Source organism: Ewingella sp. C233, from assembly GCF_055407225.1.
The window spans coordinates 209,861-233,276 of record NZ_JBUZRI010000002.1 but is presented as its reverse complement, the minus strand read 5'-3'; the positions used below and the strand labels follow the sequence as shown (position 1 = coordinate 233,276).

The following is a 23,416-nucleotide window of genomic DNA, read 5'->3' as shown; positions in this document are numbered from 1 at the left end:
AGGTAAGCGGTTCGTCACCTGTGAATCACTGCTGCCCCTCCTTTTACCTAGAATAATCCCATCTGACCGTTAATAAGTGTAGCAAAGTCGTCGTGAAGGAAGGGCAGAATGCCGTCGGCCACCGGCTCGAGCTGGCGTTCGATGTAGTGATCGTAATCGATCGGCGAATGCAGATTCTCCAGGGGCTCGGGCCCGGCAGTGGTCATCACGTAGCTTATCCAGCCGCCGTTTTGATACTGTTTCGCACGACCCTGTTGCGCGTTATAGTCATCGGCCAGTCGTGCTGCCCGGACATGCGGCGGAACGTTGCGCTCGTACTCACTGAGTTTACGGCGCAGGCGCTTGCGGTAGATCAACTGACTGTCGAATTCGCCGCTAAGCGTCTTCGCCACGTAGTCGCGGACATAATCCTGATAATCTTGATTGTGGAATATGCGTTGGTAAAGTTCCTGCTGAAAAACCTGCGCCAGCGGTGTCCAGTCGGTACGGACCGTCTCCAGGCCTTTATAAATAATGTGTTCGCCGTCCAAACCGTTAACCAGCCCGGCATAGCGCTTTTTGCTGCCCTGCTCTGAGCCGCGAATGGTTGGCATCAGAAAGCGTTTGAAATGTGTTTCGAACTCCAATTCCAGCGCACTCTCCAGACCATACTCCTGCTGTAAATGCACTTTCCACCAGGCATTCACCTGTTCCACCAGTTTGCGGCCAATGGCACTGGCCTCATCTTCCGACTGCGCCCGGTTGAGCCAGACGAAGGTGGAGTCGGTATCGCCGTAAATCACCTGATAACCTTCGGCCTCAATCAGCTCGCGGGTCTGGCGCATAATGTCGTGGCCGCGCAGTGTGATGGAGGAGGCCAGTCTTGGGTCGAAGAACCGACAGCCGCTGGAGCCCAGCACGCCATAAAAGGCGTTCATGATGATTTTCAGCGCCTGTGACAGCGGCTTATTCTTCTGCTGCTTGGCACTTTCACGCCCCAGCCAGATTTGCCGCACAATTTCCGGCAGGCAATGTTTAAGACGAGAGAACCGCGCCTCACGATAACCCGGCACAGAATGCGCGTCGTCTGGCTGTTGTAACCCGGCCACCAGGCCGACCGGATCAATCAAAAAGGTGCGAATGATCGACGGATAGAGGCTTTTGTAATCCAGTACTAATACTGAATCATAAAGGCCCGGGCGCGAGTCCATCACAAAACCACCGGGGCTCATCTCTTCCGGGCGTTCGCCCAGATTGGGTGCCACATACCCGACGCGGTGCATGCGCGGTAAATAAAGATGGGTAAATGCCGCCACCGACCCGCCACTGCGGTCAACGGCCAGACCAGTGACCGAAGCGCGCTCAAGCAGGAACGGCATCAGTTCTGTTTTGGCAAATATCCGTGTCACCAGTTCACAATCTTTCAAGTTGTAGTGGGCCAAAGCGGGCTTGTCTTCCCGGAAACGTTGTTCGATCTCCTCAAGCCGCTGATAAGGGCTGTCGCTGGCTTTCCCTTCACCCAGCAATGTTTGCGAGACGTTTTCCAGACTGAACGAAGGGAAGTTCCAGAAGGCTGTTTTCAGTGCTTCAATACCATCAATGATCAGCCGACCGGCGGCGGCAGCAAAAAAATGCCCCTGCTTGAAGCCATGCTCACGCCACTCTAATTCACCGCCGCCGCGCCCGAAGCGCAGAGGAATGTTGTAACGCTCGGCGTGTTTTTGCAGCACACGCAGATCAAACTGCACCACGTTCCAGCCAATAATGGCGTCGGGGTCAAAGTCGGCCAGCCACTGATTGAGCTTTTGAATCAGCATCGGACGGCTGTCGACATATTCGAGGATGAAATCCCGTGGAGTCTGCGGGTCACCGTTGGGCGGCCCGAGCATATAAACATGGCGCTGGCCGCAGCCTTCAAGGCCGATGCAGTAAAGTTCGCCGTTGCCGCTGGTTTCGATATCCAGTGAGCACAACTTTAGCGAAGGGCGGTAAGCTTCAGCAGGTTTCATGCGGGTATTGAGTAGCAGGTTATCCGCACCTGGCGTCCCACAAAACCAGACCGGTGCTGTGATATAGCGCTCCATCATAAAACGTTCCGGTGGGCGGATATCCGCCTCGTAGACGCTGACACCCGCTTCTTTCAGCAGTTTTTCCATACGCATGAGTTGACGATGCTGCGGGCAATAGAGCCCGAGAACAGGACGGGAGTGGAAATCCAGCAGCGGTAACTCCCGCAGGCTGTATCCTTTTTCTCCGGTTAGTGCCCGCTCAACCTGAGCCCGCTGGATTAAGGGCAAAAACGCGACCGACTCTTGTGAAGGCAAGCGTACCTTCTGCGGACCGTCGTCTGTCGCCAGCCACAGTTCCACCTCCGTGCCGCGCGGTGTATCACGCCAGTGACGGGTCAATACAAAACCCTGTCGGGGAGCATTGGCGGAGGATGCGTTGGTGGTTCGGGTCTTGATAAGCGCCTCATCGGGCAAAGTAAAAGAGAAAAATTCTGCTAAGACAGAGTATGGTTATTTATACAGTCTTTGTCCATCGGCTGTGCTTTTGCCCCTTTTGCGGCAAATATGCATACAATTAGGCGGTTGACTCACTCTGGTCGTGCACTGACAATTCAACCGCTTGACTGACTTGTCATAGTAAACGATGCACGAAGTACTTAACTCTGGGACTTTATGGAAGCTTATTTACAACATCTCGTCGCGCAGTCAGTGGGAATCGCCCTGATCATCGTCGCCGTGGTGGCCTTTTTTGAATCACTTGCGCTGGTCGGGCTGATCTTACCGGGTACCGTCATGATGGCCACGCTGGGTACGCTGATTGGCAGCGGACAAGTAGGTTTGTATGAAGCCTGGCTGGCTGCCGGGCTGGGGTGCTTCTGCGGCGACTGGGTGTCATACTTTATCGGGCGGAAATTCAAAGGGCCGCTGCACAGCTGGAAATTCCTGCAACGCTATCAGGCCCTTCTCGATAAAACAGGGCACGCCCTCGATCGCCACAGTTTTGCGACCGTTATTCTCGGGCGTTTCATCGGGCCGACGCGACCACTGGTGCCCCTGGTGGCAGGTATGCTGAATTTACCGCCCTATAAGTTTGCTCCACCCAATATTGTCGGCTGCATCTTCTGGCCGCCGGTCTATTTTTTACCGGGGATCCTGGCGGGTGTGGCGATTGATATTCCGGCGGGGCACAACAGTAACCTGTTCAAATGGTTGCTGCTCGGTTCCGTCAGCCTGCTGTGGCTGAGTGCCTGGCTGGTGTGGCGCTGGGTCCGGTCGGCAAAAAACAGCGATGATGCGATGTCCCGCTGGCTGCCGTTACCGCGTCTGCGCTGGGTGTGTATTCTCAGCGTTGCCGCCACCGTGGTCAGTTTTGTGATGCTGAGTAAGCAACCGCTGATGCCGGTTTACGGGCATCTGCTGTGGGAAGTGATCACCCGCTAACCTCGTCTTTTTACCCGGTTTCAGCGCAGAGGAATGCCCAAGACTTTGGCTTCTGCTGCGCTGCCTTCTACCAGCGCTTGAGTCGGGCCGTCATAGTAAATTCGGCCATCGACAATCAGTAATGTTCTCTTCGCCACGCGCGCCGCATCATCCAGATTGTGTGACACCATCAGCAGTGTCAGGTTTTGTTCGCGGCAGACTTTATCCAGCAGATTCAGCATTTCACTGCGCAGTGCAGGATCCAGCGCGGAGAAGGGCTCATCGAGCAGTAAAACTGGCTGGCTGCGCAACAGACAGCGCGCCAGCGCCACCCGCTGACGCTGCCCGCCCGAAAGCTGCGACGGCAACCGGTCTAAACACTCCTCCAGCCCGACCCTGCGGGCGATATCCTGCAATGCTAACTGCTGCGCTGACGTCAGTTTAAGCCCCGGATGAAGCCCGAGCCCCATGTTCTGGCGCACCGTCAGGTGCGAGAACAGATTGTTCTCCTGAAACAGCATCGATACCGGACGTTTTGCCGGAGGGGTGTGGCTGTGATCTTCCGCGTTTAGCGTGATATGCCCGCTGGTAGGAGCCAGAAAACCCGCCACCAGACTCAGCAGCGTGCTTTTTCCTGCACCACTTGGCCCGAGGATAGCGACACGTTCGCCCGCTTCAATCTGTAAATCAAAGCGCATCGGCAGATGGTCATAGAGATAGGTCAGTTTATTTAGCGTCAGCATGGCGGCCCGGTAAACGTTCGATCAGGGTAAACAGCAGGAAACAGAGCAACAGCAACAGCAGCGCAGTCACGGCGCCATCCTGACTGCGGTAAGAACCAATCTGCTGATAAAGATAAAAAGGCAGGGTGCGGAAATTTTCATTGCCGAACAGGGCAATGACGCCAAAATCTCCCAGCGAAAGTACGCAGGCAAAAGCGAGCGCCTGAGCCAGCGGGCGTTTCAGGTTGCTCAGTTCAACCCAACGCAACCGTTGCCAGCCATGCATATCGAGCGACAGGCACAGCGGATTATAACGTTCTGCTACATCCCGCATCGGGTTATCCAGCACTTTCAGCGCGTAAGGCACCGCCATCAGCGCGTTGGTTAATATCACCAGCGCCCAGGGCGACTGAGGTAGGCCGAAAGTATCACTCAGCAGTAAAAAGAAGCCGGTGGCCAGCACAATGCCCGGCATGGCGAGGATCAGCATACCGCTGATATCCATGGCCTGCGCCCAGCCATCGCGCTGACGCAGGCGCAGTTCACGGCTGCTCCACAGCAACATCATGGTCAGAATGACGCACAGCAAACCGCTGCCTGCGGCGATCCGTACTGACGTCCACAGTGCCTGCCACAGCGCGGGCTGCCGCAACACGCTGAACACAGCCTGGTTGGCACCGTCGGCAATCACCGCCAGCAGCGGGGGCAGAATCAGCAACAGCGCGAAGCCAATCAGCACTGCGTCAAAAAGCTTCCTCACACGTGAATCATCGGGGTTGCGCCACGTCAGAGCGTGCGTATGACCGACTGGCACCGCGCGGCTAAGCTGCTGACTGAGTACCACTAAGCCAAGACAACACACCAGCTGAATCAGCGCCAGCGTGGCGGCACGCGCTAAGTCATAGTCGTAACTCAATGCCTGATAAATCGCGAGCTCGATGGTGGTAGCCTGCGGGCCGCCGCCCAGCGACAGCACGGTGGCAAAGCTGGCAAAGCACAGCATAAAAATCAGTGCCGCCGCGGGAAGGATCTGGCGTCGCAGCGCAGGCCATTCGACAAAGCGGAACTGCTGCCAGGCATTCATACCGAGCTGAGCCGCCAACTGGCGCTGTTCGGTGGCGATATTATCCAGTGATTGCAGCAACAGCCGGGCCGCCAGCGGCATATTAAAGAAAGTATGCGCGAGCAAAATGCCTTTAAGCCCATAAGGCGAGAAGGTGTAATTAACGCCGAACCAGCCGCACAGCTGGGCCAGCCAGCCCTGCCGGCCATACACGCTAAGAATACCAAACACTGCCACCAGAACGGGCAACACCAGCGTCATGGCGCACAGACGCAGCAAAATCTGCCGCCCCGGGAAGCGCCGCCGAAACAGAGCCCGGGCCAGCAGAATGGCGGGCAGTACCGAGAACAACGCTGAGAGCAGCGCCTGCCAGAAGGTAAAGCGGATCACATGCCAGAGGTAAGCATCACGCCACAGCGACGGGCCGGTCATCTGTGGCGCATGACGCCACAGTGAACCCAGCGCCAGCATAGCCACCGCGAGAATACAGAGCGCAGCGACCAGGCCCGGCCACAACCAGTGAGGGATTAACGGCTGACGGCGGTTTGCCATGCCCGGATCCATTCACTGCGGTGATCGGCGACTTCTTTGGCGGTGTACTGTAGCGAAACGGCCGGAACGTTCAGTTGGCTAAAGGCCGCCGGCAGATTTTCCTTCACCACCGGATACATCCAGTTGCCGGTTGGGATCGTCTGCTGGAACCCTGCGGTCGTGACGAACTTAATGAATGTCGTCGCCAATTCCGGTTGCTTGCTGGCCGCCAGCTGGCCCGCGACTTCCACCTGCATGTAGTGCCCTTCGCTGAAGTTAGCGGCGGCGTAGTTATCCTTCTTCTCTTCGATAATGTGATACGCCGGAGAGGTGGTGTAGCTCAGAACCAGATCACTTTCCCCTTTCAGGAACAGGCCGTAGGCTTCGCTCCAGCCTTTGGACACCGTGACGGTTTTCTTCGCCAGTTTCGCCCAGGCTTCAGGGGCTTTGTCACCGTAGATTTTTTGCATCCATAACAGCAGGCCCAGACCCGGTGTACTGGTGCGCGGATCTTCATAGATCACTTTCCAGTTTTCCGGACTGTTAACCAGCTCTTCCAGACTTTTTGGCGGATTCTTCAGCTTATTTTTGTCGTACACAAAGGCAAAATAGCCGTAGTCGTAAGGCACGAAAGTCTCATTTTTCCAGCCGCCGGGAATATCGAGTTTGGCCTCGATGGCGGGTGCTTTAGCGAATAAACCGGTTTGTTCTGCGGCCAGCAGCAGGTTGTTATCCAGCCCGACTACGACATCGGCCTGACTGTTTTTACCTTCCATCCGCAGACGGTTGAGCAACGACACGCCATCTTCGAGGGCGACATATTTCAGTTCGCAGCCGCAGTCAGCTTCGAAGGCTTTTTTGATAGCCGGACCGGGGCCCCAGTCAGCGGCAAAAGAGTCATAGGTATAGACGGTGAGGATCGGTTTGGCAGCGAAGACCGGTGCTGACAATAACAACAGAAGGGGCAGTAATTTTTTCAACTTTGCGCTCCAAAAAATAAAGGGGCAAAGGATTTTGAGTGAGCAACGCGCAGTCTCAAATCCCTCCGCCGGGGTTAACCGGATCAGGTTCGACGGGTCTATCTCAGCCCCTTAAACTTGCTGCGCAGGCGTTGAACTCGGGGCGGGCAGTGCTCGAAATGCTCGCGTACTCTGTGTACGCTCCGCTTTCTGTGCGCTGTCCTACCCAGCTGAACGCTGCTCGCGGCGTTTAAGATCGAGTTAATTCTTTCAAAAGAATAAACTTCAGGCACCCCGTTGAGAACGGTTGTCATTCTAGAGATTAACGCTGCAATGCGATAGTCCGATTAACTGTCAGGCGGCGCGAACCAGGCCGATTTGAAGTCAAACCAGCCCAGCGTGTTCATGCGCACGCCGCGCATACTGCGCTGACCCTGCAGAACCAGCCAGTGATGAAACAGCGGATGAAGATGGTTATTGGCCACCAGTTTTTGCCCCCACTCGGCCATCGTGAGTTTTCCTTCCCGCCACAGTGCGGCATCGTTGCGCAGATCTTCGCCCATGCAACAGCTGGCTAATGGCAGTTCGAACAATGTCGCAAACAGCGAAAATTCCAGCGGCAGGGTGAAGTTCGCACTGCCGAGCCACAGGTCGGTTTTTGCGTCGCCCTTATGCCAGCTGGCGTAGTCGACGACCTGCGTATTGAGTTCTACACCTTCTGCGGCCAGCAGGGGACGGATGGCGTCGCGTATCGCAAGATGTTCGGAGTGCTCGCTGTAGTATGTCAGCGTCAATTGGTGCAGATTGGCCGGTTTACTCAGTTTGTGGTGAGCCTGCTTATGGTGCCAGCGCGGTAAAAGGCCAAACGCAGGTGACCAGTAACGCTGATAAACCGGTTCGGCAGCATGGAGCAGGGCGATCGGACTTAACAGTTCGCTTAACCATAAACGGCTCTCTTCGTCACTGCCCACCGCTGAGCGCTGGTCATACAGCAGGAAATAGCATCCTTCTTCCAGCCGGCTCTCCAGCTCACTGTTACCGGATTCATCGGCCTGTAACTGCACGCCAGAATGGACAAGGTCTTCGGTTAATTCAGGCAAGACCCAAATATTTACTTCATCGATCAGCGCGCGGTAGCCGAAATATTCATCAAAGGCGCGAATGCGTAACTGAGTTTTCTGATTACGCACTACGGCATAAGGGCCGGTGCCGACCGGATGACGGGCAAAGTCAGGCAGAGATTCCCACTCCTGCGGCAAAATCATGGCGTGAACGTTTCCCAGCAACCAGGGAAGCCATTTGTCAGCCGATCTCAGGTGAATGTCGACAACGTTCGCGGTAGGAGATTGCACCGACGAAAAATGGCTAAACAGCGGATGGGCGCGCAGGCGGGTAAAGGTGGTGATGATGTCAGCCATATCCAGTTCACGTCCGTGGTGGAAATGAATGGCCGGGCGTAAATAAAAGCGCCAGTGTAGCGGGCTGATTTGTTGCCAATGATGGGCTAAATCGCCCTCAAGTTCCCCATTATCCTCATTTACGCGCGTCAGGCCGCTGAAGATCTGCCGGGCCAGATGAGTTTCCGAACGACGTAGCATGGTGCCGGGCTGAAGGTTAAACAGCGGGCGGTAGTAGAGAACGCGCAGAATATGTTTACCCTGACGGAAACTGCGGCCCAACTGAGAAATCAGCATCTGACGTACGGCTTTCTTATCACCAACCAGCTGTACCAGTTGGTCAATTTTATCCTCTTCCAACAGCTCATTAGCCCGCTGTTGCTGGAGTGCCAGCCCCGTATAAAGAAAGGTCAATGTGGATCGCTTTCCCCTGCCTGCCTCTGCCTGCCACTGTAACCACCCTTCCTGCTGCATCGTTGAAAGCAGTGATCGCATATGGCGACGCGAGCAGTTCATCACCTCGGAAAGCGCCTGCAAGGTGGTTTCGGTTTCATCACCGTGGCAGCTCTGCCATAACCTGATGAACTGTTGTTGCAAACGGGGCGATGACATAAAAGAGGAACTCCTTGCCTGATTTTCATCAATTTATCTTTCCTCATATTACCCCGATACTGTTTAGCAACAAAGCAGCGATGCAGAACGGGAGGCACCATGAAACGAGTCTTAATCCGGAGCTTTTACCAGCGTTACTTTCTAGCGATTGCTCAAAAAAGAGCGGTGAAAACGCACACGGAATGGTTGTCCTGGGTGCCTCAGGAGTATCGCCTCGACACCCTGTCAGGGCTGATGCAGTGGGATATTGAAGAGATGAACGACGAGCAATATCGCCAACATTTATGAAGCCGGTTCCGGGGGGATACTCTCTCTGAAGCGGTGGAAAAGATTTTCTGAGTAATGGTGTAATGTCACCAGCCAGTGAGGTAACTCACTGGTTTTTTTGTTTTATTTTTCGATCCCTATTCCAACTTATGTCAACCTCTCTGCTGTAGAACTCACTGATTCAGGTACACTATGGCTGCATATTTTTCCGGCATCTGCAGCAAAGATGTCTACACTGGGCAGTATTATTTTTTTGCCTTCGGTTTATCAGGGATGGGTCATGCTTAAACGTCGCGTTAATTCGGTGTACGCCACTTTCTTATTGGTTTCCTTACTCTGCGGGATTGCGGGCGCGCTGCAGGCGCCAACGCTTAGCCTGTTTCTGACCAATGAAGTTAACGTGCGACCGATGTGGGTTGGCCTGTTCTATACGGTAAATGCCATCGCCGGGATTGCTGTCAGTTTTCTGCTGGCGAACCGTTCCGATAACAAAGGTGACCGCCGTAAGCTGCTGTTGGTGTGCATCCTGATGGCCGTGGGCAACAGTCTGGTGTTTGCCTTTAGTCGTGACTATTTGGTGCTGATCACCGTCGGTGTTTTGCTTGCGGCTCTCGCCAATGCGGCTATGCCCCAATTGTTTGCTCTGGCGCGTGAACATGCGGACCGCTCATCGAGCGAAGTGGTGATGTTCAGCTCGATGATGCGCGCCATGCTGTCGCTGGCTTGGGTGCTTGGCCCGCCGCTGTCATTTATGCTGGCATTGAAATACGGTTTCGCGCTGATGTATCTGTGTGCCGCCGGGGTGTATGTCGCCAGTATCGCCATGATTTGGTTGTTCCTGCCCTCGGTGCCACGTGCAGAGCAACCGGTCGACAAAGTGGTGGTGCCGGTCAGCGCATGGCGAAACCGGGATGTCCGGCTGCTGTTTCTTGCCTCGTTGCTAATGTGGACCTGCAACATCATGTATGTGATCGACATGCCGTTGTACATCACGCGTGATTTAGGACTGCCTGAAGGTCTGGCGGGTCTGCTGATGGGCACGGCTGCGGGGATTGAAATCCCCGCAATGCTGCTGGCGGGTTATCTGGTCAAACGCTGGGGTAAACGCCGGTTAATGTTATTTGCCGTTGCCAGTGGTGTCGTATTTTATGCCGGGCTGGTGGCCTTCGAATCAAAAGCTGCGCTGATGTTACTGCAACTGTTCAACGCCATATTTATCGGCATCATTGCTGGTATCGGGATGCTCTACTTTCAGGACCTTATGCCCGGACGCGCAGGCTCTGCGACGACGCTTTTTACCAACAGCATTTCCACGGGGGTAATCTGTGCGGGGCTATTGCAGGGCGCAATAGTAGAAAATTTCGGACACGCACCGGTTTACTGGGTCATCACGCTTTTGTCGCTGGTGGCCTTCGGCCTGATGTGGAGAGTGAAAGACGTCTGATAGTCTTGCGATCTCTCTTTCTGAAGTGATATTTGACGAATAATAAAAACCCGCGATTTACGCGGGTTTTTTATACTGACAATCCAACAATCAGTTCATGAATGACGGCTGTTTGTTCTCATAGGTTGAGATATTCGCTTCGTGCTGCAACGTCAGGCCGATGCTGTCGAGACCGTTAATCATGCAGTGGCGGCGGAAGCTGTCGATCTCAAACGGATAACTTTTATCACCCGCCTGCACTGTCTGGTTTTCCAGATCCACCACGAAGGTTATCCCTTCATTGGCTTCGACCAGTTTGAACAACTCTTCAATTTGCGCATCACTCAGGGTGATGGGCAGCAACTGGTTGTTAAACGAGTTACCGTAGAAGATATCGGCGAAGCTGGGTGCTATCACTGCGTGGAAACCGTAGTCGGTCAGGGCCCACGGCGCATGTTCACGCGAAGAACCACAGCCAAAGTTTTCACGCGCCAGCAGAATACTTGCACCTTTATAACGCGGCTTGTTCAGCACGAAATCCGGGTTAGGTTTCTGACCGGCATCATCAAGGAAACGCCAGTCGTTGAACAAGTGCTGACCAAAACCTGTGCGGGTGACTTTCTGTAAAAACTGCTTAGGAATAATGGCGTCTGTATCGACGTTAGCCGCATCCAGCGGAACCACCAGACCAATGTGTTGGGTAAATTTAGCCATGGTGTTTTCCTCAGTTCAGTTCACGAATATCAGCGAAACGGCCAGTCACCGCTGCTGCGGCTGCCATTGCAGGGCTGACCAGATGCGTGCGGCCGCCGCGGCCCTGACGGCCTTCGAAGTTACGGTTACTGGTGGATGCACAACGCTCGCCTGGCTCTAAACGGTCATTGTTCATCGCCAGACACATAGAGCAGCCCGGCAGACGCCATTCGAAACCGGCTTCGATAAAGATCTTATCCAGACCTTCTTCTTCTGCCTGCGCTTTCACCGGGCCAGAGCCTGGAACCACAATCGCCTGCACGCCATTAGCCACTTTACGGCCTTTAGCGATAGCCGCAGCAGCGCGTAAATCTTCAATACGTGAGTTGGTACAAGAACCGATAAACACTTTGTCGATAGCCACATCGGTCAGTTTGATGCCCGGTTGCAGATCCATATAGGCCAGTGCTTTTTCGGCTGACGCACGTTCAACCGGATCACTGAACGAGGATGGATTAGGGATCACCTGATTCACGGCCATCACCTGCCCAGGGTTAGTCCCCCAGGTCACCTGCGGCGCGATATCGGCGGCATCCAGGGTGACTGTGGCGTCAAATTTAGCATCGCTGTCAGTCTTCAGGGTTTTCCAGTAGGCAACGGCTTCATCCCAGTCCTGACCTTTCGGTGCAAACTGGCGGCCCTTCAGGTAAGCGAATGTGGTGTCGTCGGCGGCAACCAGACCGGCTTTGGCACCCATTTCAATCGCCATATTGCACAGGGTCATGCGACCTTCCATGCTCAGGGCTTCAATCGCTTTACCGCAGAATTCCACTACGTGGCCGGTACCGCCTGCGCTGCCAGTTTTTCCGATGATCGCCAGCACGATGTCTTTCGCGGTAATACCCGCAGGGGCATCGCCGGTGACTTCAATTTTCATGGTTCTGGCGCGGCCCTGTTTCAGGGTTTGCGTCGCCAGAACATGTTCCACTTCTGATGTGCCGATACCGAACGCCAATGAGCCAAAGGCGCCGTGCGTCGCGGTATGCGAGTCACCGCAGACGATAGTCATGCCCGGCAAGGTCATGCCTTGTTCTGGACCGATAACGTGAACGATGCCCTGGAATGGGTGGTTCAGGTCATACAGTTGTACGCCGAACTCCGCACAGTTCTTGATCAGCTCCTGCATCTGAATGCGGGCCATTTCGCCGCTGGCATTAATATCTTTGGTTTGCGTGGAGACGTTGTGGTCCATGGTGGCAAACGTTTTGCCCGGCTGGCGCACTTGACGGCCCATGGCGCGCAGGCCGTCAAATGCCTGCGGTGAGGTCACTTCGTGTACCAGATGACGGTCAATGTACAGCAACGGTGTTTCGTTTTGCGCTTCGTAGACGACGTGCGCGTCAAACAGTTTCTGATATAAAGTCTTCGCCATGTTATGCCCCTTCGGCCACGAAGCGGGCAATAATGTCGCCCATTTCGTTGGTGCCAATTGCGTTGTTACTGTTTGCCAGATCGCCCGTACGGTGTCCGGCTTCCAATGCTTTGTTTACTGCTTGCTCGATGGCATCTGCTGCTTCGTCAGCGCCGAGGCTGTAACGCAGTAACAGTGCGGCAGACAGAATTTGTGCAATCGGGTTAGCGATGTTTTTACCGGCAATATCCGGTGCTGAACCGCCCGCCGGTTCGAACAGACCAAACGCCTGCTCGTTCATGCTGGCTGACGGCAACATGCCCATGGAGCCTGTGATCATCGCGCACTCGTCAGACAGAATATCGCCGAACAGGTTAGAGCACAGCAACACGTCAAACTGCGACGGGTCTTTGATCAACTGCATGGTGGCGTTGTCGATGTACATGTGGCTCAGGCTGACATCCGGGTAGTCTTTAGCGATTTCGTTAACAACTTCGCGCCACATGATGGAGGTTTGCAGGACATTTGCCTTATCAATCGACGTCACTTTGCTGCGGCGTTTACGCGCTGATTCAAACGCGATGCGGGCGATGCGTTCAATTTCAAAACGGTAATAGATCTCAGTGTCGAAGGCTTTCTCATGCATCCCCTGACCTTCACGACCTTTTGGCTGACCAAAGTAGATCCCGCCGGTCAGTTCGCGCACGCACAGAATATCGAAGCCTTTGGCGGCGATATCGGCACGCAGCGGACAGAACTCCTCCAGACCCTGATACAGACGGGCAGGGCGCAGGTTGCTGAACAACTTAAAGTGTTTACGCAGTGGTAATAATGCGCCGCGCTCTGGCTGATCGTTGGGCGGCAGATGTTCCCATTTCGGGCCACCGACCGAGCCGAACAGAATGGCATCAGCTTGCTCACAACCGGCAACGGTAGCGGGTGGCAACGGGCTGCCGTGTTTGTCGATGGCTGCGCCACCCACATCGTATTCGCTGGTAGAGATTTTCAGGCCAAAACGCTGACGCACAGCGTCCAGTACTTTATAAGCCTGCTGCATAACTTCCGGGCCGATGCCGTCGCCGGGTAAGACGGCAATATGATGGGTCTTGCTCATGTTCACACCGTTTCCTGATTGTTTTGTTTTTCGGTTTGCAGGCGCTGTTTTTCGATTTCTACCTGCTTGCTGCGCCAGATGCTGTTCAATACGTGGACCATTGCCTTGGCGGAGGATTCAACAATGTCCGTCGCCAGACCGACGCCGTGGAAGCGACGACCATTAAATGAAACAACGATATCAACCTGACCTAATGCGTCGCGGCCGTGGCCTTTGGCAGTGAGCTGATATTTGACCAGCTCAATTTGATAGCCGGTGATGCGGTTGATGGCCTGATAGACGGCGTCAACCGGACCGTTGCCGGTCGCGGCTTCGGTTTTCACTTCATCCCCGCTGGCCAAATTGACTGACGCCGTTGCTGTGATGTTGGAGCCGGATTGCACGCTGAAGTTGTCCAGGCGGTAAAATTCTGGCTCTTCCTGCTGTTTATTAATGAACACCAGCGCTTCCAGATCGTAGTCAAAGACCTGGCCTTTCTTATCGGCCAGTTTCAAAAACGCGGTGTACAGGTGATCCATATTATAGTCAGATTCTTTGTAGCCCATCTCTTCCATACGGTGCTTCACGGCAGCGCGGCCGGAGCGGGAAGTCAGGTTCAGCTGAATCTGGTTCAGGCCGATGGATTCCGGGGTCATGATTTCGTAGTTTTCGCGATTTTTCAGCACACCATCTTGATGAATACCGGAGGAGTGAGCGAACGCATTCGAGCCTACAATCGCTTTATTACCCGGAATCGGCATGTTGGTGATTTGGCTGACAATCTGGCTGGTGCGGTAGATCTCTTTATGATTGATGTTGGTGTGAACGTTCATGTATTCGGAACGGGTGCGGATTGCCATGATCACTTCTTCCAGCGCGGTGTTACCTGCGCGCTCACCAATGCCGTTCAATGTGCCTTCAACCTGACGGGCACCGGCCTGGATCGCGGCGATGGAGTTACCTACCGCCATGCCCAAATCGTCGTGGCAGTGAACGGAGATAATCGCTTTATCAATGTTTGGCACGCGCTCGTACAGGTTGGTAATAATGCCCCCAAACTGGGTCGGCGTGGTGTAACCGACGGTGTCAGGAATGTTAATCGTCGTTGCGCCTGCTTTAATTGCGGCCTCGACGACGCGGCACAGGTTATCCAGCGGGGTGCGGCCGGCATCTTCGCAAGAGAACTCAACATCATTGGTATAATTGCGGGCGCGTTTGACTGAGTGAATCGCCATATCCAGCACTTGGTCAAACGAACGCTTCAGTTTGGATTCAATGTGTAATGTGGACGTAGCCAGGAACACGTGGATACGGAAAGCTTCGGCAACGCGCAAAGCCTCTGCTGCGGCATCAATATCGCCGTCTACACAGCGTGCCAGACCGCAGACGCGGCTATTTTTAATTTGGCGGGCAATGGTTTGAACGGATTCAAAATCGCCCGGAGATGAGACCGGGAAACCGACTTCCATAACGTCAACGCCCATTCTCTCCAGCGCGATGGCTATTTGCAGCTTCTCTTTAACGCTCAGGCTGGCCTGTAATGCTTGTTCACCATCACGCAGCGTGGTATCGAAAATAATGACTTGTTGGCTCATGGGTATAGATTCCTTGTCTGCTGTACTTTCACGCCGTGGAGGTAAAAAAAAACCCGCGCATCGGCGCGGGTTTAGTGTCTGTGGAAGAGGGAATCAGTTCTGATTTTCGGCCACTGGCTTACCGCGCAAATTTTCTGCGTTGAGTAGTAGGCCTGATAGACGAGTGATCATTAACATGGATTTCAGCTTCTCTTAAATTGGGATAATAAAATCGAGGTTATTTAAACCGTTGGCTAAATTGATACGTGAATGCGCCTTTCATGTCAACTGTTCTGAAGATAAAACGACGAGACTTACAGAGTATGAGAGTGAGTCTCATTTGGTGTAATGTGCTGTGTAACACTGTTCATCTGAATTAATCAAATTTCCCGGTTTTTTGTCATTGGCAAAAAATAAATTGTCTAATTTAGGACTATTTTTTCAATCGCATTGAAAATAAATTAGTAAAATCATTGAGTTGAGAAGTGTTTATTCATGCTTAATTAATCATTTCATTTTCATATGTTGTTTAGAGAAGTATTTTGTAGTTCTATATCATTAGCTACAGGCACTTGCATTAAGAAAAAGATACATTTCACCTATCACTAATTTTCTCAGCCTCGCATTAAGGATGATGAAGGGTGTATTTTTAGATAACTACATCGTTGAGTTGGTGTTTTGTCATTGGAATGTTACACAAAAAAATCTAATTATCATTTTAGTCAGGCTAAACACTAAGAATATTCCATTGGAGGGAACAATGACGGGAAATTTAGTTGATATTCAACCAGAGCTAACGACCGCTGCCGGACATCTGCGTAATGTCGATCTTAACTTATTGACTGTATTTGACGCGGTCATGCAATTACAAAATATTACCCGAGCATCGCAAATGTTAGGAATGTCGCAGCCCGCCGTCAGCAACGCAGTTTCACGTTTAAAAGTCATGTTTAATGATGATTTGTTCGTGCGCAGTGGCCGGGGCATTCAGCCTACGACGCGTGCCAGACAACTGTTCGGCCCCGTAAGGCAGGCATTGCAAATTGTAATGAATGAGCTTCCTGGCGCTGGTTTTGACGATCAAACAAGTTTGCGACAGTTTAATATTGCTATATGCAGTCCTTTAGATCTTCGTCTTACTGCGAATATTCTTAATTCATTGGAAACGAAATCATCTTTTGTAACCGTTAATTTTCAAACGTTAATTTCAGAAAATATTGAACATCAGTTACGTTATCAGGATGTGGAGTTTGTTATTAGTTATCGTCGCTTCGAAAGACCCGGTTTTTGCAATCAACCTCTCTTTACGGATGAGCTTGTATTAGTCGCCGCACAGCATCATCCAAGAATTAGTCCGCACATGTCAGATGAGAAATATCTTAATGAGCAGCATGCCGTTGTGATGAATGGAAGTCATTACTCGTTTAGCCTGCCATATTATGACTCTTCTACCGGAAAACCGTTAATCGGCTATCAGGGTACAGATTTAAACAGTGTGATGAATATCGTCTCCAGAACGCATATGGTGGCTCTGGTTCCACGCTGGCTGGCCCAATCGCATGCCGGAATGTTAAATCTGAATATCATTCCGATGCCCTGGATGAGCAATCAATTACCTTGTTATCTCACCTGGCATGAATCCGCCAGCAAAGATAAAGGGAATATGTGGATGAAGTCTCTGCTCGAACAGGCGGAAACGCTCTAATCATGATAAGTCCGGTGGATAAGTGATTTTAGCTGCCTGAATGGCACTATCTGGTTTTTTATCCTGCGTGGAAGTGTGACCATTTTCGCCATTTCCGCGCAGGTGCATTTTTTTAAACTTTCCCCTTCATGCTTTCCTTTTATCGTTTTCCTCGTTTTTCCTGAATCATATTTTGATTTGCCAGTCTTTACAGACTCGGTAGACTACGCAAAATGTTAAAAATGGTGAGCAAATGCAAATAAACCTTTGGGTTTATGGTGTCTGGTGGCTCTTCTTTTCCTCACAGGCTGGCAGGCTATGAACATGACTTTCTCTGACTATCATCTCGTTACCCGTTTTCGTGAGCAGCTCTCCTCGCGGCCTGACAATATCGCTTTCCGTGAATGGTCAGCAGACCGGGAAACGTCGCTTACCTGGCAAGAAGCTGGCCATAAAGTTGATCATCTGTCCCGTCTTTTATTGCAGTTGGGCATTGAAACTCAGGAACGCGTCGCGATTTGCGGCAGCAATGGAATGGCGTGGACGCTGGCCGATATGGCTATTTTGCAACTTCGCGCCATCACTGTGCCGATTTATGCCACCAATACAGCTGCACAGTCAGCCTATGTTTTGAATGACGCCGGTATCCGCACGCTGTTTATTCTCGGCCAGACGCAGTTTGATGCAGCCGTGCAGTTGCGTGAATTCTGCCCGCAGTTACAACATATTTTGGTGCTCGATGCCGACGTTGATCTGCGCGGTGTCACCCTTGCCCGCCACGTGCATTCACAGGAAGAGCCAGCCGCTTCCCTGAACGAGCTATTACTGGCGCGCGTGGCGCAGTGCCGTCTGGAAGATCTCTTTACCCTCATTTATACCTCGGGCACCACCGGAGAGCCTAAGGGCGTGATGCTCGATTACCGGAGCATTGCCACGCAGCTCCAGCAACATGAACAGCGCCTTGCGCTGTCAGACAGCGATGTCTCCCTGTGCTTCCTGCCGCTGGCGCACGTTTTCGAACGCGCCTGGAGCTTTTTCGTCATGCATTGTGGGGCACAGAACGTCTATCTGCGGGAAACCGATCTGGTCCGTGATGCGCTGCAGGCGGTTAAGCCAACGGTGATGTGTGCGGTTCCGCGTTTTTATGAAAAAGTCTTCAGCGCGATTAATCAGAAAGTTGCTCACTCCGGATATACCAAAAAGAAATTGTTCCACTGGGCTATGGCTAGCGGGCGCGAGAAATTTTTATGCGAAAGACAGGGTACTGCGCTTTCGTGGTGGCAAAAACGCCGCTATGCCCTGGCTGACAAACTGGTGCTCAGCAAGTTGCGCGGTTTGCTGGGCGGCAATCTGCGCTTTCTGCCGGCGGCAGGCGCCAGCCTCGACGATAACGTGATCCTGTTTTTTGAATCCATCGGCCTGAAAATCAAATATGGCTACGGGCTGACCGAAACATGCGCCACGGTGACCTGCTGGGAGGAGAAGGAGTTTCTGTTTGGTTCGGTCGGCACCGCATTACCGCTGGTTGAAGTGCGTATCGGTGAGGAAAACGAAATTCAGGTACGCGGGCCGACGCTTTTTCGCGGCTATTTCAATAAACCGCAAGAGACGGCTGCCAGCTTCACCGACGATGGCTGGTTCAAAACCGGCGATGCGGGAAAAAAGGATGAACGGGGAAATCTGTTTGTTACTGAGCGTTTAAAAGACCTGATGAAAACCTCGGGTGGGAAATATATCGCGCCGCAGCGTATTGAAGGCACGCTGGTTCAGGATCGCTATATCGAACAGGCGGCAGTGATCGCAGATGCTAAGCACTTTGTTTCCGCGCTTATTGTGCCGGACTTTAATGCGCTGAGTGAGTATGCGCAGGCACACCACATCGATTATCTCAATCGCGAGAGTTTGCTGAAAAATGAACAGATTCTGTCGCTGTTTACTTATCGTGTCCGCGAGATCCAACATGAATTGGCCAGTTATGAACAGGTGAAAAAATTCGCTCTGCTGACGACGCCCTTCACCATGGAAGCCGGAGAGCTAACACCAACGCTGAAGCTACGACGCAAGATCATCTTGCAGCGGTACAAAAAAGAGGTCGATACCTTCTACTGTGATTAATATCACATTACTGTCCCGGCGCAGCCCATTGTGCCGGGATATTTACTCCCTGAGGCAATTTCTCATCAGAACAACGCTGTTATAATTTAATGCTGTAATTTATCCCCCCTTCCTGATATTCCTGAGTAGTTACCCTTGTTGAGCAGTGTTTTGTCTGGAGAGAGCCGGGCAGGGCAGTTAGACAGAATAACCATACTGTTACTCCGGCATTTTGACGTTTGCCTGACCTAAATTCAGACGTTAATGTACTGAGTTAAGTCTGCGTAATCCGATAAGAACAACAGGGCTTAGCCCTCTTACCCGGAATGGCTGGAAATGATTTCCGTCCTTCCTTTGAGTTGCTTACTTACCCGGGCAATTCACTTATTAAAATAAGTCATCCTATTAGAAGCAAAAAGCCTGGAGGCAAAACCATGGAGATGTTGTCAGGAGCCGAGATGGTCGTTCGATCGTTGATCGATCAGGGCGTTAAACACGTATTCGGTTATCCCGGCGGAGCGGTGTTGGATATCTATGATGCCCTGCACACGGTCGGCGGGATTGATCATGTGCTGGTGAGACATGAACAGGGCGCTGTTCATATGGCTGATGGTTATGCCCGCGCTACCGGCGAAGTGGGCGTAGTGCTGGTGACTTCCGGTCCCGGCGCAACCAATGCCATCACCGGTATTGCTACGGCCTATATGGATTCCATTCCGCTGGTGGTGCTATCAGGTCAGGTTCACAGCTCCCTGATTGGCTACGACGCCTTTCAGGAATGCGACATGGTGGGGATCTCCCGCCCGGTGGTGAAACACAGCTTCCTGGTTAAACGTGCAGAAGATATTCCTACTGTGCTCAAAAAGGCATTTTATCTGGCATCTACCGGCCGTCCTGGTCCAGTGGTGGTCGATCTGCCAAAAGACGTGGTTAATCCGCAGATTAAATTGCCTTATGCCTATCCGGAACACGTCAGCCTTCGTTCTTATAACCCGACTGTTCAGGGCCACCGCGGACAGATTAAGCGGGCGTTGCAAACCTTGCTGGCAGCGAAAAAACCGGTGCTGTACGTAGGCGGCGGCGCGATCAATTCAGCGTGTCATGCCGAAGTGTTGGAATTGGCAGAAAAACTGAATTTGCCGGTGACCACTTCCCTGATGGGACTGGGCGCATTCCCCGGAACGCATCGTCAAAGCGTCGGTATGTTGGGGATGCACGGGACTTACGAAGCCAACATGACCATGCATAACGCCGACCTGATTTTCGGTGTAGGTGTGCGCTTTGATGACCGTACGACCAACAATCTGGCGAAGTACTGCCCGAATGCCACCATCATGCACATCGATATCGACCCGACGTCGATCTCCAAAACGGTGAGTGCGGATATTCCTATCGTTGGCGACGCCAAACAGACCCTTGAGCAGATGCTCGAACTGTTGGCACAAAGCGATGAGAAGCAGGAATATGATGCACTGCGCGACTGGTGGCAGAGCATTGAACAGTGGCGTGCCAAAAATTGCCTCGGCTATGACAAGAACAGCGGCACCATTAAGCCTCAGGCGGTCATTGAGACACTGCACCGTCTGACCAAGGGGGATGCCTACGTCACCTCTGATGTCGGCCAGCACCAGATGTTTGCGGCGCTCTACTACCAGTTTGATAAGCCACGTCGCTGGATAAACTCCGGTGGTCTCGGCACCATGGGCTTTGGCTTACCGGCTGCGCTGGGTGTGAAACTGGCTTTACCGGATGAAACGGTGATTTGCATCACCGGTGACGGCAGTATTCAGATGAATATTCAGGAGCTTTCAACGGCGCTGCAATACGATTTACCGGTGATCGTGGTCAACTTGAACAACGGTTATCTCGGCATGGTGAAACAGTGGCAGGATATGATCTATTCAGGCCGCCACTCTCAGTCATACATGCAGTCACTGCCGGACTTTGTCAAACTGGCGGAAGCCTACGGGCACGTGGGTATTGCTATCCGCACCCAGGATGAACTGGAAAGTAAACTGGCGCTGGCGCTGGAACAGAAAAACCGTCTGGTATTTGTGGATATCAGCGTGGATGAAACAGAACACGTTTATCCTATGCTCATCCGTGGCGGTGCGATGGACGAAATGTGGTTAAGCAAAACGGAGAGGACCTGATCATGCGCCGGATTTTATCAGTATTGCTGGAGAACGAATCGGGCGCGCTGTCACGCGTGGTTGGCCTTTTCTCCCAACGCGGTTACAACATTGAAAGCCTGACCGTAGCCCCGACAGATGACCCGACCCTGTCACGCATGACGATTCAAACCGTAGGGGATGCCAAGGTCCTTGAGCAGATCGAAAAGCAACTGCACAAATTGGTCGATGTGTTGCGCGTCAATGAACTGGTACAGGGCGCGCACGTTGAGCGTGAAATTATGCTGGTTAAGCTGCAGGCGTCTGGTTATGGTCGCGAAGAAGTAAAACGATCTACCGAGATTTTCCGCGGGCAAATCGTAGATGTCACGGCAACGCTTTACACGGTGCAATTGGCCGGAACCAGCGATAAACTCGATGCTTTCCTGGCGTCTGTTCGCGACGTTGCGGAAATCGTTGAAGTCGCCCGCTCCGGTGTCGTCGGTGTTTCACGCGGTGACAAAGTGATGCGCTAATCGGGTGTCCGTTTCGCCAATGTGATTTTAACGGCGATACGATGCACTGCACTCAAAAGCCCAACCTCAGGTTGGGCTTTTATTTTGCCCCAAAGGCTGAAGGCGGGTTGCACGGGTATCCGTGTTGCAGGTGAAACGATTCGGTAAAACACCTTGCTCAGCAAGGTCTTCTGCGGTTAGATAACGGCAGTTTAATTAATCATTTCGTTCTTCCGGCTGCGCAACGCGTGCATTCAGGAGGGGCAAAAGAGAGCAGAAAGCGCCTTTGGCTGTCAATGTGACGGTCAATTTAACGGCCTGCTGCACTTCACTTTACGAGCAATGAAAGGGGTTCTCTCGGTGAAACTGGATGAAATCGCGAGGTTAGCGGGCGTTTCGCGGACTACCGCCAGTTATGTGATTAATGGCAAAGCGAAGCAGTATCGTGTCAGCGATAAGACAGTTGAAAAAGTGATGGCTGTCGTGAAGGAACATAACTACCACCCGAATGCTGTCGCAGCCGGTTTACGCGCTGGCAGAACCCGTTCCATCGGGCTGGTGATCCCCGATCTTGAGAATACCAGCTATACCAAAATCGCCAATTATCTCGAACGGCAGGCCCGCCAGCGCGGCTATCAGTTGCTGATCGCCTGCTCGGAAGACCAGCCCGATAACGAAATGCGCTGCGTGGAACATCTCCTGCAACGCCAGGTCGATGCGATCATTATTTCCACCTCTCTGCCACCGGAACATCCTTTTTATCAGCGCTGGGCCAATGACAGTTTCCCTATTATCGCGCTGGACCGTGCACTCGATCCTGAACATTTCATCAGCGTTGTCGGGGCAGACCAGGAAGATGCGTTGATGCTGGCGCAGGAGCTGCGTTCATTCCCCGCTGAATCGGTTCTCTATCTCGGTGCTTTGCCTGAGCTTTCTGTCAGTTTCCTGCGTGAGCAAGGATTCCGTCAGGCCTGGGCCGACGATGCCCGTGAGCCGCAGTATCTTTATGCCAATGCCTATGACCGTGAATCGGCGGGTATCGCTTTTGCTGAATGGCTGCAAACGCATCCTATGCCGCAGGCGCTTTTCACCACGTCATTCCAGCTGTTGCAGGGCGTAATGGATGTCACGCTTAAGCAGCAAGGGCGTTTACCTGTTGATTTAGCGATTGCGACATTTGGCGATAACGAACTGCTCGATTTCCTCGAGTGCCCGGTACTGGCAGTGGCGCAACGCCATCGCGATGTGGCCGAGCGCGTACTTGAACTGGTGCTGGCGTGCCTTGATGAACCGAAGAAACCGAAGGCTGGCCTGACGCGCATTCGACGTAATCTCTTTCGCCGCGGACGTTTAAGCCGTAAGTAATGTCAGTCAAGTCTAAGACGGGCTGAGATGAGACAGAGCCCGTCGTTTATTTTTAGCCAATCTAAATGATATTTTTGCCAAAACACGCCTAAAAAATAAGCCATAGCTTCATAAAGGGTATTTTGAGAAATATCTTAATCCCTGAATTATTAGCAAATGTTTTCCAGCCTTATTTCCCTGATATAAATTGCCTAATCAATTTTAAAAATACGTTAATACGCACTTTAAAAGTGCTGTAGAATTCAGGCCGTCATTTTGACGAGGTTTTGACATTTTGACTTTACAGTAAAAAACCCGTTAAAGGCTTGTAGCATGCGGCCTGACAATATGAGTGAAGTCGTTTTAGCCGTCAGTGTCGAAAAAGAAGTCAGAATTTCATTTCGACGACAAACAGGTTAAGAAATGAGAGATCGATAGCAGAAGAATACAAATAGCTAAATAATGTTCAATTTGATTTTTTTTTAATCACCATTATTTTTTCTACGAAATTTCCTC

17 protein-coding genes are annotated in these 23,416 nt (G+C 52.4%); 8 read left to right on the top strand and 9 right to left on the bottom strand.

From position 1 onward, the window contains the following. Positions 1–47: 47 nt before the first annotated feature. Entirely contained in the window at positions 48–2,444 is a 2,397-nt protein-coding gene (locus tag ACZRKO_RS13350; RefSeq protein WP_463738097.1) for a DNA polymerase II, read from the bottom strand. A gap of 216 nt (positions 2,445–2,660) precedes the next feature. Between ACZRKO_RS13350 and ACZRKO_RS13345 the strand changes: the two genes are divergently transcribed. After that, positions 2,661–3,428: a DedA family protein gene (locus ACZRKO_RS13345; protein WP_463737744.1), complete on the top strand. Its 768-nt coding sequence runs from the start codon at positions 2,661–2,663 to the stop codon at positions 3,426–3,428. Between the two features lie 20 nt (positions 3,429–3,448). Here the strand turns inward: ACZRKO_RS13345 and thiQ are convergent, their stop codons facing one another. The 4 genes from thiQ to sgrR all read right to left on the bottom strand — a co-directional run bounded on the left by thiQ (position 3,449) and on the right by sgrR (position 8,691). Then, positions 3,449–4,150 carry a thiamine ABC transporter ATP-binding protein ThiQ gene (gene thiQ / locus ACZRKO_RS13340; protein ID WP_463737743.1) on the bottom strand — a complete coding sequence of 234 codons (702 nt, stop codon included), beginning with the start codon at positions 4,148–4,150 and terminating at the stop codon, positions 3,449–3,451. After that, positions 4,134–5,744 carry a thiamine/thiamine pyrophosphate ABC transporter permease ThiP gene (gene thiP, locus ACZRKO_RS13335; RefSeq protein ID WP_463737742.1) on the bottom strand — a complete coding sequence of 537 codons (1,611 nt, stop codon included), beginning with the start codon at positions 5,742–5,744 and terminating at the stop codon, positions 4,134–4,136. Before thiP ends, thiQ begins: the two co-directional genes overlap by 17 nt. Further along, positions 5,720–6,703, bottom strand: a complete 984-nt coding sequence (gene thiB, locus ACZRKO_RS13330) for a thiamine ABC transporter substrate binding subunit (RefSeq protein ID WP_463737741.1) — start codon at positions 6,701–6,703, stop codon at positions 5,720–5,722. The genes thiP and thiB overlap by 25 nt, the downstream gene beginning before the upstream one ends. Before the next feature lie 326 nt (positions 6,704–7,029). After that, complete coding sequence (gene sgrR, locus ACZRKO_RS13325; protein WP_463737740.1) at positions 7,030–8,691, bottom strand: HTH-type transcriptional regulator SgrR; 1,662 nt, start codon at positions 8,689–8,691, stop codon at positions 7,030–7,032. Between the two features lie 99 nt (positions 8,692–8,790). On the opposite strand from sgrR, the gene sgrT reads away from it, so the two are divergent. Both sgrT and ACZRKO_RS13315 read left to right on the top strand, forming a co-directional pair. Next, positions 8,791–8,979: a glucose uptake inhibitor SgrT gene (gene sgrT / locus ACZRKO_RS13320; RefSeq protein ID WP_463737739.1), complete on the top strand. Its 189-nt coding sequence runs from the start codon at positions 8,791–8,793 to the stop codon at positions 8,977–8,979. Between the two features lie 259 nt (positions 8,980–9,238). Continuing rightward, positions 9,239–10,402: an MFS transporter gene (locus tag ACZRKO_RS13315; protein WP_463737738.1), complete on the top strand. Its 1,164-nt coding sequence runs from the start codon at positions 9,239–9,241 to the stop codon at positions 10,400–10,402. 90 nt (positions 10,403–10,492) lie between these two features. On the opposite strand, the gene leuD is transcribed toward ACZRKO_RS13315, so the two are convergent. The 4 genes from leuD to leuA are packed head-to-tail and all read right to left on the bottom strand — an operon-like array spanning position 10,493 to position 15,173. Further along, positions 10,493–11,095 carry a 3-isopropylmalate dehydratase small subunit gene (gene leuD, locus ACZRKO_RS13310; protein ID WP_463737737.1) on the bottom strand — a complete coding sequence of 201 codons (603 nt, stop codon included), beginning with the start codon at positions 11,093–11,095 and terminating at the stop codon, positions 10,493–10,495. A gap of 10 nt (positions 11,096–11,105) precedes the next feature. Then, on the bottom strand, positions 11,106–12,506 hold the full coding sequence (gene leuC / locus ACZRKO_RS13305; RefSeq protein ID WP_463737736.1) for a 3-isopropylmalate dehydratase large subunit: 1,401 nt from the start codon (positions 12,504–12,506) through the stop codon (positions 11,106–11,108). Between the two features lies 1 nt (position 12,507). Then, the gene (gene leuB, locus ACZRKO_RS13300; RefSeq protein ID WP_463737735.1) at positions 12,508–13,599 is read right to left on the bottom strand and encodes a 3-isopropylmalate dehydrogenase; all 1,092 of its coding nucleotides are present in this window, start codon (positions 13,597–13,599) and stop codon (positions 12,508–12,510) included. Positions 13,600–13,601: 2 nt separating this feature from the next. Beyond that, positions 13,602–15,173 carry a 2-isopropylmalate synthase gene (leuA, locus tag ACZRKO_RS13295; protein ID WP_463737734.1) on the bottom strand — a complete coding sequence of 524 codons (1,572 nt, stop codon included), beginning with the start codon at positions 15,171–15,173 and terminating at the stop codon, positions 13,602–13,604. A 739-nt stretch (positions 15,174–15,912) separates the two neighbouring features. Here leuA and leuO point away from each other — a divergent pair. From leuO to cra, 5 genes are all read left to right on the top strand, one after another. After that, positions 15,913–16,857, top strand: coding sequence for a transcriptional regulator LeuO (gene leuO / locus ACZRKO_RS13290; RefSeq protein WP_463738096.1), 945 nt, complete (start codon positions 15,913–15,915; stop codon positions 16,855–16,857). A 297-nt stretch (positions 16,858–17,154) separates the two neighbouring features. Then, a complete protein-coding gene (locus ACZRKO_RS13285) occupies positions 17,155–18,951 on the top strand; it encodes an AMP-dependent synthetase/ligase (protein ID WP_463737733.1) in 1,797 nt (598 codons plus the stop codon). A gap of 413 nt (positions 18,952–19,364) precedes the next feature. Further along, positions 19,365–21,083 carry an acetolactate synthase 3 large subunit gene (ilvI, locus tag ACZRKO_RS13280; RefSeq protein ID WP_463737732.1) on the top strand — a complete coding sequence of 573 codons (1,719 nt, stop codon included), beginning with the start codon at positions 19,365–19,367 and terminating at the stop codon, positions 21,081–21,083. Between the two features lie 2 nt (positions 21,084–21,085). Next, positions 21,086–21,577: an acetolactate synthase small subunit gene (ilvN, locus tag ACZRKO_RS13275; protein ID WP_463737731.1), complete on the top strand. Its 492-nt coding sequence runs from the start codon at positions 21,086–21,088 to the stop codon at positions 21,575–21,577. A gap of 339 nt (positions 21,578–21,916) precedes the next feature. After that, the gene (gene cra / locus ACZRKO_RS13270) at positions 21,917–22,921 is read left to right on the top strand and encodes a catabolite repressor/activator (protein WP_463737730.1); all 1,005 of its coding nucleotides are present in this window, start codon (positions 21,917–21,919) and stop codon (positions 22,919–22,921) included. The last annotated feature ends 495 nt before the right edge of the window (positions 22,922–23,416 follow it).

What these genes read in the sequence shown, in the direction of transcription:
- ilvN (WP_463737731.1), top strand. Translation starts at nt 21,086, where the DNA reads ATGCGCCGGATTTTATCAGTATTGCTGGAGAACGAATCGGGCGCGCTG.
- ACZRKO_RS13285 (WP_463737733.1), top strand. Translation starts at nt 17,155, where the DNA reads ATGAACATGACTTTCTCTGACTATCATCTCGTTACCCGTTTTCGTGAG.
- ACZRKO_RS13345 (WP_463737744.1), top strand. Translation starts at nt 2,661, where the DNA reads ATGGAAGCTTATTTACAACATCTCGTCGCGCAGTCAGTGGGAATCGCC.
- leuC (WP_463737736.1), bottom strand. Translation starts at nt 12,506, where the DNA reads ATGGCGAAGACTTTATATCAGAAACTGTTTGACGCGCACGTCGTCTAC.
- thiQ (WP_463737743.1), bottom strand. Translation starts at nt 4,150, where the DNA reads ATGCTGACGCTAAATAAACTGACCTATCTCTATGACCATCTGCCGATG.
- leuA (WP_463737734.1), bottom strand. Translation starts at nt 15,173, where the DNA reads ATGAGCCAACAAGTCATTATTTTCGATACCACGCTGCGTGATGGTGAA.
- ilvI (WP_463737732.1), top strand. Translation starts at nt 19,365, where the DNA reads ATGGAGATGTTGTCAGGAGCCGAGATGGTCGTTCGATCGTTGATCGAT.
- leuO (WP_463738096.1), top strand. Translation starts at nt 15,913, where the DNA reads ATGACGGGAAATTTAGTTGATATTCAACCAGAGCTAACGACCGCTGCC.
- leuB (WP_463737735.1), bottom strand. Translation starts at nt 13,599, where the DNA reads ATGAGCAAGACCCATCATATTGCCGTCTTACCCGGCGACGGCATCGGC.
- sgrT (WP_463737739.1), top strand. Translation starts at nt 8,791, where the DNA reads ATGAAACGAGTCTTAATCCGGAGCTTTTACCAGCGTTACTTTCTAGCG.
- ACZRKO_RS13315 (WP_463737738.1), top strand. Translation starts at nt 9,239, where the DNA reads ATGCTTAAACGTCGCGTTAATTCGGTGTACGCCACTTTCTTATTGGTT.
- leuD (WP_463737737.1), bottom strand. Translation starts at nt 11,095, where the DNA reads ATGGCTAAATTTACCCAACACATTGGTCTGGTGGTTCCGCTGGATGCG.
- sgrR (WP_463737740.1), bottom strand. Translation starts at nt 8,691, where the DNA reads ATGTCATCGCCCCGTTTGCAACAACAGTTCATCAGGTTATGGCAGAGC.
- thiP (WP_463737742.1), bottom strand. Translation starts at nt 5,744, where the DNA reads ATGGCAAACCGCCGTCAGCCGTTAATCCCTCACTGGTTGTGGCCGGGC.